The 13,295-nt window shown below is 35.8% G+C and carries 7 protein-coding genes; 6 read left to right on the top strand and 1 reads right to left on the bottom strand.

The window, feature by feature from the left end:
• The first annotated feature begins 38 nt into the window (after window positions 1–38).
• The 5 genes from ACTJIP_RS21815 (at window position 39) to map (ending at window position 10,418) form a co-directional block, all read left to right on the top strand.
• Window positions 39–1,667, top strand: a complete 1,629-nt coding sequence (locus ACTJIP_RS21815) for a T9SS type A sorting domain-containing protein (protein ID WP_440705093.1) — start codon at window positions 39–41, stop codon at window positions 1,665–1,667.
• 4 nt (window positions 1,668–1,671) lie between these two features.
• Window positions 1,672–5,007 carry an RHS repeat domain-containing protein gene (locus tag ACTJIP_RS21810; protein ID WP_440705092.1) on the top strand — a complete coding sequence of 1,112 codons (3,336 nt, stop codon included), beginning with the start codon at window positions 1,672–1,674 and terminating at the stop codon, window positions 5,005–5,007.
• Between the two features lie 8 nt (window positions 5,008–5,015).
• Window positions 5,016–8,375 carry a DUF6443 domain-containing protein gene (locus ACTJIP_RS21805; RefSeq protein ID WP_440705091.1) on the top strand — a complete coding sequence of 1,120 codons (3,360 nt, stop codon included), beginning with the start codon at window positions 5,016–5,018 and terminating at the stop codon, window positions 8,373–8,375.
• Between the two features lie 2 nt (window positions 8,376–8,377).
• Entirely contained in the window at window positions 8,378–8,992 is a 615-nt protein-coding gene (locus ACTJIP_RS21800; protein ID WP_077414001.1) for a hypothetical protein, read from the top strand.
• 661 nt (window positions 8,993–9,653) lie between these two features.
• Window positions 9,654–10,418, top strand: a complete 765-nt coding sequence (gene map, locus ACTJIP_RS21795) for a type I methionyl aminopeptidase (RefSeq protein WP_077414003.1) — start codon at window positions 9,654–9,656, stop codon at window positions 10,416–10,418.
• 286 nt (window positions 10,419–10,704) lie between these two features.
• Here the strand turns inward: map and ACTJIP_RS21790 are convergent, their stop codons facing one another.
• On the bottom strand, window positions 10,705–11,313 hold the full coding sequence (locus ACTJIP_RS21790; protein ID WP_077414004.1) for an FMN-dependent NADH-azoreductase: 609 nt from the start codon (window positions 11,311–11,313) through the stop codon (window positions 10,705–10,707).
• Window positions 11,314–11,505: 192 nt separating this feature from the next.
• Between ACTJIP_RS21790 and ACTJIP_RS21785 the strand changes: the two genes are divergently transcribed.
• Window positions 11,506–13,038, top strand: a complete 1,533-nt coding sequence (locus ACTJIP_RS21785; RefSeq protein ID WP_440705090.1) for a M20/M25/M40 family metallo-hydrolase — start codon at window positions 11,506–11,508, stop codon at window positions 13,036–13,038.
• Window positions 13,039–13,295 lie beyond the last annotated feature (257 nt).

Below are 13,295 nucleotides of genomic sequence, written 5' to 3'. Positions count from 1 at the left end.
TTTAAGAACTAATTACTAACTCAGAAAACAACATTGGAATGAAAAAATTCTATATCGGTGCATTCACCTTATGCACGGTCTTGGGTATCTCTGCTCAGGAAGTAGTGTGGCAGAAAGATATCAAATCCTCTACCCAGGATTTTCTTAGCCAGGTTACTACAACTATCGATCAGCAGTATCTTATTACGGGAAGCTCTATTCAAAGCAATAAGCAGCAGGCTTCAGAAAGTAAGCAAAATAACGGATATGATTTCCATTTGGTAAAACTAAACCAGCAGGGAAATGAAGTTTGGGAGAAATACTTTTCAGGATCGAATCATGATTATTTATCAGCGACAGTTACAACACAAGATGGCGGATTTCTTTTGGCCGGAACGTCTTATTCAGGAAAGGGACTGGATAAAAAAGAGGATTCCAAAGGAGGCTCAGACATCTGGCTTATCAGAATCAATGAATTTGGTGATGAATTATGGCAGAAAACGTTAGGAAGTTCTTCCGATGAAGAAGCAAGATCAGTCATTCAAACTACAGATTTTGGATTCTTCGTTGCAGGTAATGTGCAGAACGCTGTAAAAGGTTACGGTTCCAAAGACGTTTGGATCACGAAACTTGATAAAGACGGAAAAGAACTTTCTCAATTAGTTTTAGGAGGAAAAGGTTTAGACGAAGTGGAGAAGATGATTCCAACGAGAGATGGCGGAGCGTTATTGGGAGTTTACTCAAGGAGTTCCGAGGTTCGTGTTTCGGGATCTGAAAAGGGTTCCGGGATGCGAGATGCGGGTTCCGTGTCAAACATTCAAAACTCGAATCCCGTATCCCGAAACTCGAAACAAACTGAAAACTTTGGCGAGGGCGACTACTGGATCGTTAAGCTGGACAAAAATGGAAAAGTAGAATGGGAAAAGAATTTTGGAGGGAAAGGAGATGATCATATCAGAACATTGGCATTAACATCAACTGGCTTCATCATTGGTGGAGAATCCAGATCAGAAAGATCAGGCAACAAAACTGTAGGGATTGAAGAAGGTACAGACCTTTGGCTGATTTTCTTAAATGAAAGAGGTGATGAACAGTGGCAGAAATCCTACAATTTCAAGAACAGAGATATTCTAATGAGTATGAGTGTTCTTCATTCAACAGATGATAAATCTTCCAAAGGAATTTTATTAGGAGGTTATACTCAGGCAGAAGGAAGAATTCAAACCGATGATGAAACCTTCTGGATGTTATATCTTGATCATAATGGCAATGAACAATGGAGGAAACACGTCAAAGGAGAATCTAGCAAGAAGGAAGAGAGGCTTTCAGACTTGAAACTCAATAGAGACGGTTCAATTGTTCTTGCAGGGACCAGCGCAGAAGAACTGGGTAAAGAAAACTGGAAGATTGTGAAGCTGGGAGACAAGCAGGTTGATCAGTTGATCGAAAAATATGACATTAAAATCTATCCAAATCCTGTCTCAGATTATGCTTACGTAGAAATCGGCTTTGACTTCAGAGATGCAGATATTCTCTTGTACGATATGTCTGGAAGACAGCTACAGAACTTGAAAACAAAGAACAGAGTTACTAAGATTAATACTCAAGCTTTGGTTCAGGGAGCTTATTTGATTACAATAAAGACAGATATGAATAAAACGGCGAATGCAAAACTGATAAAAAAATAACAGCATGAAATTTTTTTTAAACTTATTATTATTTATCCCAATAATCTTTATTAAAGGACAAGGAGACCCTGAGCCTTTTAATATTCCAAAAGTAGTTCCTCCTTCTACCGAATCATTTTTAAGAACGGAATATGGGAAGACCCCATTGAATGAATACAGAGGTATGGCTTCAATTAGCATTCCTATATATAACCTAAAAAGTAACGGAGTAGGACATTCCATAAATCTTAATTATGCCAAGATTGGAGTTAAAGTCGATGATATCCCTACAAGTGTAGGAATGAGCTGGGTGCTTGAATCCAGCGGAGTTATTAATAGAACAATCTATGGACACGCTGATGAAACAGTAGACAGCAGCAGAAGAGTTTATTTTAATGATCTTCAGGTTGCTACTAATCTGGCCAATGCAAATGAAGGAACTCCACAAGCAGCTGAATTAGCATCTTACCTTAATGGTAATATAAATGATACTCAGGTAGATATTTTCAATTTTACAGTTCCCGGATATTCAGGGAGTTTTTATCTTGATAAAAATCTAAATCCTGTACTGATTACGGATGAACATTCATATAAAATCAGTACTGTAGGGAATTTTTCACAAACCTATGCCTTTGTAATCACAACAAATAAAGGGGTGAAATTCTATTTAGGGGGAGAAAATGCAATAGAAACAACTGCTAATAGAGAATCTCTTAATACTTCTGGTATCACTAGTTTTTATCTGACAAAAATAGAATATCCGGATGGCAATACTATTAATTTCCAATATGAAAAAATTTATACAAAAAGTATAATATTATCTACAACTTTGTTCAAATCAGTGATCTCTGTATCTAACCAACCATCAGATTGTCCTCCTCAAAATGTACCAGATCCTTCAACATCTGTGAACTCATTGAGACTCATGAACCCGTTGAAAATATCAAAGATTACTTCAAACAATATTGTAATAAATTTCTATTATCAGGCGAATAATTTTTCATTTTATGATAAGCTGACCTCAATAGATGTATTGTATAAAAATGAAAAAAGAAAAACAATAGATTTTACTTATATTGATGGATATGATAAATTTTTTCTGAATAAACTTCAAAATTATGACTATTCTCAAGGTTCAAAAACCTTTGAAAATGAATATGTTTTTACGTATGATGAAGCCAATAATGTTCCTAAAAAAAATGCTTTTTCTGTAGACACTTTTGGATATAATAATGGGAAATGGAATACTACTTCAGTCCCTGATGTTAATTTATTAGGAGCTAATCTTAATATGAACTTAAGTACTTATAATTTGGCAGACCGAAGAGCTGATTTTAATTTTGCTAAAAAAGGAACTCTGACTTCTATTACTTATCCAACAAAAGGAAGTACGCATTTTGAATACGAATCATTAGGAATAAAAAAACAGACACGTGACAATAAAACGGTAAAGACGAATACAGATGCTTATTATCCAGTGGTTGTAAAAGATTCAATGACTATTAATGGGAATATTGTACTGGATAATAAAATAACATTAAATTTTAATATCCACCAGGATGAACCATCTACTATTCCTAATAATCAGGGGGCGTCAAATCTAAAAGTTATTGATATTACTTCAAATCAGATACTGATAAACCAAAACTATTATCTTCCTAAAACTGAGATGGATTTTAATAAACTCATTGAGATCAATACCAATCCTAATAATCAGTATAAAATTGTTATTACGTGTTTAAGACCCAATATTATTTTTGAATCGTCTGTTAATGCAGATTACTATATTGGATATACAAAAGTTGAAGATCATGGGCTTAGATTAAAGAAAATGTATGATAAAACAGTTGAAGGGACTATTTCAAATATCAGAAGATTATATTATAGTAATTTTCAAAATATTCATAATGCAGATGACCTGCCTTTATCCAGAGCTGATTATCAAAAGTTCTTCTTGGGAAATATGTATTTTGAAGGCTTGTGTGAAAACGTTGAAGGAGGGCCTTTGGGCGGAGGGTTCTATAGCATTAGAAAACTGTGTTTTACATCTGGGATAAATAATTATACATTATCTGATATTGAAAATGATAATATGTATCCTAATGTTACCATCAGCCATGGAGGTGATGATTTTGAAAAAGGAGGTGAAATAAAGATCTTTTCTGCACCTGAGTTTGATCAATTTCAGACATTACGCGAGCCCGACTCATCCAACCCTTATAGCGCAAAAAATATTGAATATGTTGTTAACTTAATGAGTAGAAATCTTGAACGGGTTTCTTTTTATGATAAAAATAATGGAACACTTCTTAAACACTACTCATTTATTAAGAAAAATAATAATTTCTTCGCATTAAAAATGACTGAGAATAACTATCAGTTTAGCACTACAAATAAAATATATAACCTTGTAGGATTGGACGTCTATACTCCTACATTGTACCCTCCAAATATAACCCCCGGAACACAGCTTTTTAATAGAATTATAGGCCTGTTTCCCATCACAACTTATTCTAATACTTTAAAGAAAACAGTAGAAACGGATTTTATGGAAGATATTCCGTTGACAGATGTTCTTAGCGGTGTAGTAAATGTGAATGCTAAGAAAATTGTGCAGACTAATGATTATCAGTATAATAATATTGATAAACAACTTACAGGTGTTAAAGTAATTTCCCCTGATCAATCTTTAATAGAAACGAATTATAAATATGCCCCGGAAAAAAATAATCAATATTTAATCAGCAAAAATATGATTGGTATTCCACTTGAAACAGAGGCAAAGAAAAATGGAAAGGTGATCTCTAAGGCAGAAACCTTATATCCCTATACTCAGACAGAAGCTGACACTAAAACAATTGGACTACCACTTCCTATTTCATCATTATCTCAGAATATTTCTGACGGAGTAATGGAAGTGGCAATAAGTTATGATATGTATGACAATAAAGGAAATTTGCTTCAATATACGACTAGAGAAGGAATTCCGGTTTGTATTGTTTGGGGATATAATCAAACGGTTCCTATCGCGAAGATAGAAGGAGTCACTTATGCACGTTTATCAGGGATGTCTCCAAGTACTTTAGATATCATGAATGCTTCCAACACAGATGCAGATGCAGGAGTAAACAATGATGAAACGGCATTTTTATCGGCATTGACTTCATTCAGAGCTAATACTTCCTTATCCGGTTATCAGATTACTACCTACACCTATGATCCATTAGTTGGGGTAAGAAGTATCACTTCACCATCCGGAATCAGAGAAAGCTATATCTATGATTCGGCAGGCAGGCTTGAAAAAGTGATTGATGCGAATGGTAAAGTGCTGAAGGAGATGAAATACAACTATAAAAACTAAACACAATCATGAAAAAGATATTAATTCCAATAGGAATTCTCATAATGGGAACTGCCCAGGCGCAGCTTACCAATACAGAAAACTATGTGTATTCAAAGACGTATTTGTCCGATCCTACCCTTGCTAATGTAAGAGGCTCCGAAACGGTTCAGTATTTTGACGGGCTGGGAAGACCTAAACAAATTGTTAATGTAAAAGCCTCCCCATTGGGAAAAGATGTTGTTACTCCCATTGAGTATGATCCGTTTGGCAGACAGGTGAAAGATTATTTACCGGTTCCGCAAACAGGAACTCAGAATGGATCTATCGTTTCCAGTCCATTGGGAAATGCTTCTTCTGTATATGGAGGAGAAAAGATATTTTCAGAAAAGATATTGGAAAACTCACCCTTAGACCGTGTTTTAGGACAAAAACAGGTTGGGAATGCATGGGATAACAAACCTGTACAATTTGGATATGATGCCAATGCCGATGGCGAGGTAAAAAAATATACAGCTGCTTTTACCTATGCCACCTTTACTTCCAGTCTGACATTATCAGGCTCCTATGGAATAGGACAGCTCTATAAAAATACGGTTACTGACGAAGACGGAAACCCAACCATTGAGTTTAAAAACGGACAGGGGCAGGTTGTACTGGTAAGAAAGGTAATCAGTGCTTCAGAAAACGCAGATACGTATTATGTTTACAATGATTATGACCAACTGGCTTATGTGATCCCTCCCAAAGCTTCTGTAGAAGCAGATCCTAATACGGTACTTAATGATTTATGTTACCAGTATAAATATGACGGGAGAAACCGTTTGGTAGAAAAGAAACTCCCTGGCAAAGGCTGGGAATATATGGTGTATGACAAACAGGACAGGCTGATTATGGTTCAGGATGCTGTCATGGGAGCATTAAAACAATGGCTTTTTACCAAATATGATCAATTTGGAAGGGCAGCCTACACTGGACTCTATACCAGTTCCCAGACTTATGGTACAGCAGGAAGAGGAGCAGAACAGACATTAGCAGATGCTAAAGGCAGTAATAATGTAACCAGATCCTCTACGGTAGGATTCACCAACAGTGGAGTTGGAGTATATTATGATAGTGGTTCTGCCAGTTATCCGGGTTCTGTCACTAAACTATTAACCGTTAATTATTATGATACTTATCCCCAAGGCTCTCCTGCGGTAACCAATGTATTTGCCCAACCCCTTCTTACAGATGATCCCGTTCAGGAAAGGACAACTAAAGGACTCCTTACCGCTTCTTATGTAAAGAATATAGAAGATGACAATTGGACAAGGAATTTTCTCTGGTATGATACCAAGGGAAGAAGCATCGGATCAAGAAGCCGTAATTATTTGGGAGGCTATACTGTGATCAACAACAAACTTGACTTCACGGGAGTTATTCTTCAGACCAATACCTACCACAAAAGGCTTGGCTCAGACCCTGAAAAGCTTATTGTAGAAAAATTCACCTATGATTCCCAGAACAGGCTTCTGACCCATACCCATCAAATCGGCAGTAACCCTGTTGAATACCTTTCTCAGAATAAATACAATGAAATTTCCCAGCTGGAATCAAAGAAAGTAGGAGGAATTACCACTTCTTCTCCACTTCAGCAGATCGATTACAAGTATAATATCAGAGGCTGGATGACAAAAGTTAATGATCCTTCCAATCTGAACGGGAAATTATTCGGGTATGAGATGAAGTATAACAATCCTGTTTATACCAATACTTCATCCGGAAGATTTAATGGAAATATCACCGAGATTGATTGGAATATTTCCAGTGCAGAAGGGTTGAAAAGATACAATTACCAGTATGATGCTTTAAACAGGATGTTGAAAGGAGCTTATTCTCAGCCCAATTCTTCACTCGCCCAGAATGATTATTTTAATGAAGAGCTGAGCTATGATCTCAATGGGAATATTAAAACCTTAAAGAGATTTTCATGGCCTGCTGCCGGAGGAACAACAGCCGAGAAGATTGATGATCTGATCTATAACTATCAGAATGGAGATAAAAGTAATGTGCTGGATAGAATTACCCTTCCTGCCGGTGTCCTTAACAACCGTTCAGGTTATGATGCATTACAGGGAACCATGGCTTATAATTCCAACGGAAATATGACGGATCATCCTGACAGAAAAATGAAGATCATTTACAATTACCTGAATCTCCCCAGTAATATTACAGTGAATGCGGGGTTGATAGGTATTTCCAACACTAGCTATATCTACAGGGCAGATGGAGTAAAAGTCTCCAAGACATACAGTATGAACGGGTCCATAGAAACCAATTATCTTGACGGTTTCCAATATGATAACAGGCATGCATATGATACTTCAGCCTCCCTTTATACCATTCCTGCATTGAAATTTATACCTACTTCGGAAGGTTATTTTAATTTTGAAAATAATAAGTACATTTACAATTACACAGATCATTTGGGAAATGTGCGGGTAAGTTATTTCAATAATGGAAGCAGCATAGAAGTTCTTGAGGAAAGTAATTACTATCCATTTGGATTGAAGCATGGAATATCCAACCCTTCTATAGGAAACCCAAGCTATAATTATAAGTATAATGGGAAAGAGTTGCAGGAAACAGGAATGTATGATTACGGAGCAAGGTTTTATATGCCTGATCTGGGAAGATGGGGTGTGATAGATCCACTGGCGGAGAAGATGACAAGACATAATCCTTATAACTATGCTTTTAACAATCCTTTAAGCTTTATAGATCCCGACGGAAGGGCTCCCGATTGGCATAAAGATGGAAAAGGAAATTTGGTTGCTGATGTAGGAGATAGTGCGGGAACTTTAGCCACTTACTTGGGGACAGGTCAACAAAATGCAGAAAAGTTGCTAGAAAGTCAAGGCTATAGCTCTTATGAAAAAGATGGGGAAATTTATACACAAATAAATGAAGGAAGTAAGGTACAGGTTACATTTTCAAAGCTAGAACAAATTGACGGTAAGGCCTATGATAAAGTCATGAATGATCATGGTTATGAAAAGGCAGATATTGTACAAGTAGATAAAGTGACAAATACAGAGTTTAGTACAGATAGAAGTACTCATAAAAATGAACTCGGGTATCAGCAAGTGGGTGGTGTCAAACAGGAATATGTTAAAAAAGGTGAGGTAAATACCCATAAACAGACAGGCGCTGATATAGAATACTTTGCTTTCAGTAATACTATACGCGTTCACAATGAATATGTTACTCCTTTGGGAAAGGGAAGTAGTATAGTTAGTGGTTTAAATCAAAAACATAAAAGTCCTGGTACCAGATTAAAAAGTGAAAAAGGAGGATATAAAGAATTACTTCAAGGTATTTTAGAAGTCATAAAAAAGAAGAAATAAAGATGAAAAGTAAAAATTGGATATTCTATATAATTTTATTTTTTTTACTATTTGGATGTAAAAAAAATAATGATTCTTTTATGGTTGAAAGATTAAACCAAATAAATATTAATTATCTAGAAGTCATAAATAAATACAATCCTTTATTGATTAATCAATTTCCAAAAAAAATTAATAATTTGCCTGTAAAACTATCGTATAAAAATAATTCGTCAGAACCGTTTAATTATATTTATTTATTCGACTTTAATGTAGAAAAAAAAGTTGTAGATAGTATAACGTCCAGTACTCAGAGAAATGGGGGGATTTTAATAGACGCAAACTTTAGCACAAAGTCGATTGTTCTTAATACAAATCAGTTAAAAAAGATAAATCTAAGAATAAATAATAATGAAATGTTAGTTCCATATTTTTCAGATGAAAACTCAGAAAATAAAGAAGACATTATAAAAAAGGAAGACATGTATAGTTTAACAACGAAGGACGGCTTAGTTGATAAGTTTAAAACATACATTATTGACTATAATTATGATGACAAAATAAATCATAAATATTCAAAAGGAGTAAGTATATATTCAGAAAAAAAAATTGTTATTTATTGGACTATTTATTGGTAGAAAAATATGAAGAGTTTTATGCAGAAGATAGAAAAAATTGTAATAAGTATAACTTCTAAAATACTAGAATTTTTAAGTGAATTAATCAATTTTTGGTAGTATTTCAACTATGTTGATTTGATTAAAAATAATTAATATTGACTATCAAAAGTCTATGACTTTGAGTTGATAAAATAAAACCACTGCAATAGCAGTGGTTTTATTCATTTCCAGTATAGAGGAAAGCTTACGATAGAGGGTTATAACTTATTAAGTGCCTTATTTATCAAGCAATTTTTCCAGTCTGCTCATCACTTAATTTTCCCTTTTCTTTTAGCCCCCTCGCTCGTGTCCTTGAATAAAATAAAAACCACTGCAAAAGCAGTGGTTTTCTTTTAAAAAAGTCCTTGTACATCCTTATCAAAATACTGTGAACCACTTTATAAACAACCTCCAACCACTTAGTAAGTCTCTCCAGCCTCTTCATCAAGTGTCTTAAGACCGTTATTGAACATCCTCTAGCCCCTTATATAACAGGGTGTACCCCCTTACCCAAGGGGGTAGAAGGATATTAAAGTACCTGATAATCTCATTTTTCAATACACGAACTTTGGAATTAAAACAAATCGTATCAGAATATTTTAATTTCCTAACTTTGTAGTTCTCAATAACAAACAAAACTATGTCAATCACCAACGAAGATCAGATGATCGGAATGAAAAAAGTAAGTGAAGCCGTTGCATATACTTTGAAGAAAATGATGGATTATGCTGAACCCGGCATGACTACGAAAGATCTTGATGAATACGGAGCTAAAATACTGGAAGGTTTCGGGGCAAAGTCAGCGCCTTATCTGACTTATGGATTTCCAGGCTGGACGTGCATCAGCGTGGATAATGAATTCTGCCATGGTATTCCGACTGATCAAAGGATTTTGAAAGAAGGTGATCTGATCAATATTGACGTTTCTGCAGAACTTGATGGATATTGGGCCGATAACGGAGGCTCTTTTGTGATTGGGAAAGATATTCACGGACATCAGAAACTCGTGGAAGCATCCAAAGATATTTTGAGAAAGGCCATTGATAACATAAAAGGTGGTGTGAAAATAGCAGACATAGGTCATTTAATGGAAACAGAAGCAAAGAAAAGAGGTCTTAAAGTCATTAAGAACCTTGGTGGCCATGGAGTAGGACGAAGTCTACATGAACAGCCTGATGAATTGCTCAACTACAAAAACCGTTATGACACCAGACGTTTTAAGAAAAACTCTGTAGTCGCCATTGAAACTTTTATTTCCACTGATTCCAATCTTGCTATAGAATTAAAAGACGGATGGACTATGGTAGGAAATAAAGGTGGCTATATGGCTCAGCACGAACATACGATTGTTATCACCGATGGAAAACCTATCATTTTAACCGAAATGAACGAAATCCTGAATTAAGTACAGATTATTCTTGTGTGATTTGTAAATTACAAAGACACCAATTTCAATAAAAAAGTATTTTTTAGGCGCAAGATTTTATCATAATTTCGTTGCTGAAAATCTTTGATTTTCTTGCGCCTTAAAATATACATCATTAGTAAAAAACTTAGCGCCCTTGCGTTAAAACCCAACAATAAGTATTATTAAATCCCAAAGCTTCATCCAATCAACGTGTTGATTCCTTTTTTGTTCCCTTAAATTCAGTGTAAATAGTTGAAAACTTTGTGTTTACCATAAATCTCTCTTAGGAAAGATCATTTACAGCATAAAAATCTTTCAGAATACTTTCATAATCTGCTATAAAACCACTCTCCATAGTCCCTTCAATACGATACGTTTCCACATCTGTAATTCCTGTATAACTTCTGAAAACATCTTTGAGATAATCAGAAATATAATCCGGAGTTCCCTCAGTATTTCTTCCGCCGGAAGCAATAGCCAGATACACTTTTTTACCTTTAAACTGTCCCACACGATTCCATTGTTCATCAAAAACATAAGTCACTCCCGCCCGGATCAGCTGATCCAGCCATGCCTTCAAAGGAGTGGAAATTCCCAGATTAAACATAGGAGTTCCAATGACAATAATATCTGCTTCACGCACTTCATCCACAGTCGCATTGGCATACGAAAGAAGCTGCTTACTTTGCTCGTCATACAATCCCGGATGCTTATAAAACTCATGAATAGACACTTCATCAGCATATGGTGGTACATCTTTAATCAAATTCCGTACAACGACTTTATTGATAGTATGCTGTTGTAAAAGCTTTTCCAGAATGAGGGAACTCAATCTGTTGCTATAAGATAAATCTCCTCTCGCGCTGGAGATAATGTGCAGAATATTCTTCATACTTTATTTTTTGTTCTTATGACGATCTGATGTTCACAATGGGGACAGATGCATGTGCTTTTTATCAGTTTAAAATTGTAAAAAGCAGTATTCAGGAGAGTCAGCGATTGAAAAAGCCCGGTTTTAAATTGTTAAACAATAAATAGTTTGCTATATTTATGGGGTAAAACCACACCACAAAACTGATCTGCTATGAAAAAAGTTCTTTTAATCCTTTTGGGAATCGTTGTCATTCTGGCCGCTGTAGTGTTGATTAAAACTTACATCTATCCATTTAAGAAAAATGATATCGGAGCAGGTGAGGGATGGAAACCTGTAAAAAATGACTCTGCAGTGATGAGACTTTCAGGAGGAATAAAGGTTCCAACCGTTTCTACAGGAAGTTTAGGTGAATTCAATTATGCCCCGTTTGATCAGTTCAAAACCTATTTAAAAATATCCTATCCATTAGTCTATCAGAACACGGAAAATGTTGAAGTAAACCAATATGGGTTAGTATTCAGACTCAAAGGAAGCAATCCTGCTTTGGAACCTATTTTATTTCTTTCCCATATGGACGTTGTTCCTCCGGGAGATGCCGATATAAAGAATAATGAAGAAAATATATTCCGCCCGGATGATAAACCGGCAGAACCTGTTGCAAAAGTAGCGGAAGACTGGGATTTTGCCCCTTTTTCCGGAGCCGTAGCCAACGGAAGAATCTATGGAAGAGGAGCAATAGACATGAAAGGAATGTTATTTTCCTTAATGGAATCCATGAATTCTATGATTAAAAATAGGCAGATTCCACAACGCGATATCTATCTTGCTTTTGGTTTTGATGAAGAAGTTGGCGGACAGAAAGGAGCGATTCAGATTGCTGATTATTTTAAGAAAAAAGGATTGAAGTTCGATGCCGTTTATGACGAAGGCGGATTGATTATGAGAAAAGGAAACGTCGCAGGAATAGATACAGACGTGGCTGTCGTAGGATGTGCTGAAAAAGGCTTTCTTTCCGCAAAAATTAAGGTAAAAGGATTGGGTGGACATTCTTCTATGCCTCCAATGGAAAGTGCTATCGGGAAAGCCGCTGTCATTATGCAGCGTTTGGAAGATGATCAGATGAAGCCTGTGATCACCCCATTAATCAAAGAATTTTTTAATAATATAGGAGGTGAAATGCCTTTTACAACAAGAATGGCACTGGCCAATCAATGGCTTTTGAAACCTGTTTTGATTTCACAGCTCACCAAAAATAATACAACCAACGCATTGGTAAGAACAACCACAGCCTTGACAATGATGAAAGGTAGTGACGGTACCAATGTACTTTCTCCTGAAGTTGAATTTGTCGTTAATTTCAGATTGCTTCCCGGAAATTCAGTGAAGGATGTACGGGATCATATTGCTAAAGCAACTAAAGGTTTCGATGTGGAGGTGGAAGAAATTGACAATACAAGAGAAGCTTCTGCGATTTCTCCAACCAATACGAAAGCTTTTAAAATGATAGAAGCGGGTGTAAAAGAAATTCATCCCGGAGCGATTGTCACTCCATACCTTACCATGGCAGGAACCGATGCCGGAAAATATGAGATTGTGAGCAAAAATGTATACAGATTCATGCCGATCAAGATCAACAGTGCGGAACAGCAGAGTATCCATAGCACCAATGAATACCTCAGTATCGAAAACTACCTGAAAATGATTCATTACTTTGAGTATGTGATGAAGAATTATGATAAGTAGATATCAATGATGAATGGTCAATTCTCTGCGCTTGTGAATTTTAATTCGTGTAAATCAATTTTAACACAAAGTTCGCTAAGATATTTTAATGTTTAAAAACGATCGCAAAGGCGCTTCACTCAGCAATGATAAAGCAGCTATCCTAGCTGAACGAAGTGTCTTTGCGAACAAAATATAAAACGTTACTCAACAAACCTTGCGAACCTTAGCGTTAATAATGATTCACCATTGACTTTGCGAAGCAAAAATTGACTATT

Source organism: Chryseobacterium sp. 22543, assembly GCF_052044565.1.
Taxonomy (GTDB): Bacteria; Bacteroidota; Bacteroidia; order Flavobacteriales; family Weeksellaceae; genus Chryseobacterium.
The sequence above is the reverse complement of the archived record's forward strand: the minus strand, read 5'-3'. Positions and strand labels throughout refer to the sequence as shown.

Excerpts from the sequence above, each read along its gene's own strand:
- ACTJIP_RS21790 (WP_077414004.1), bottom strand. The coding sequence starts at position 11,313 with ATGAAGAATATTCTGCACATTATCTCCAGCGCGAGAGGAGATTTATCT.
- ACTJIP_RS21800 (WP_077414001.1), top strand. The coding sequence starts at position 8,378 with ATGAAAAGTAAAAATTGGATATTCTATATAATTTTATTTTTTTTACTA.
- ACTJIP_RS21810 (WP_440705092.1), top strand. The coding sequence starts at position 1,672 with ATGAAATTTTTTTTAAACTTATTATTATTTATCCCAATAATCTTTATT.
- ACTJIP_RS21805 (WP_440705091.1), top strand. The coding sequence starts at position 5,016 with ATGAAAAAGATATTAATTCCAATAGGAATTCTCATAATGGGAACTGCC.
- ACTJIP_RS21785 (WP_440705090.1), top strand. The coding sequence starts at position 11,506 with ATGAAAAAAGTTCTTTTAATCCTTTTGGGAATCGTTGTCATTCTGGCC.
- ACTJIP_RS21815 (WP_440705093.1), top strand. The coding sequence starts at position 39 with ATGAAAAAATTCTATATCGGTGCATTCACCTTATGCACGGTCTTGGGT.
- map (WP_077414003.1), top strand. The coding sequence starts at position 9,654 with ATGTCAATCACCAACGAAGATCAGATGATCGGAATGAAAAAAGTAAGT.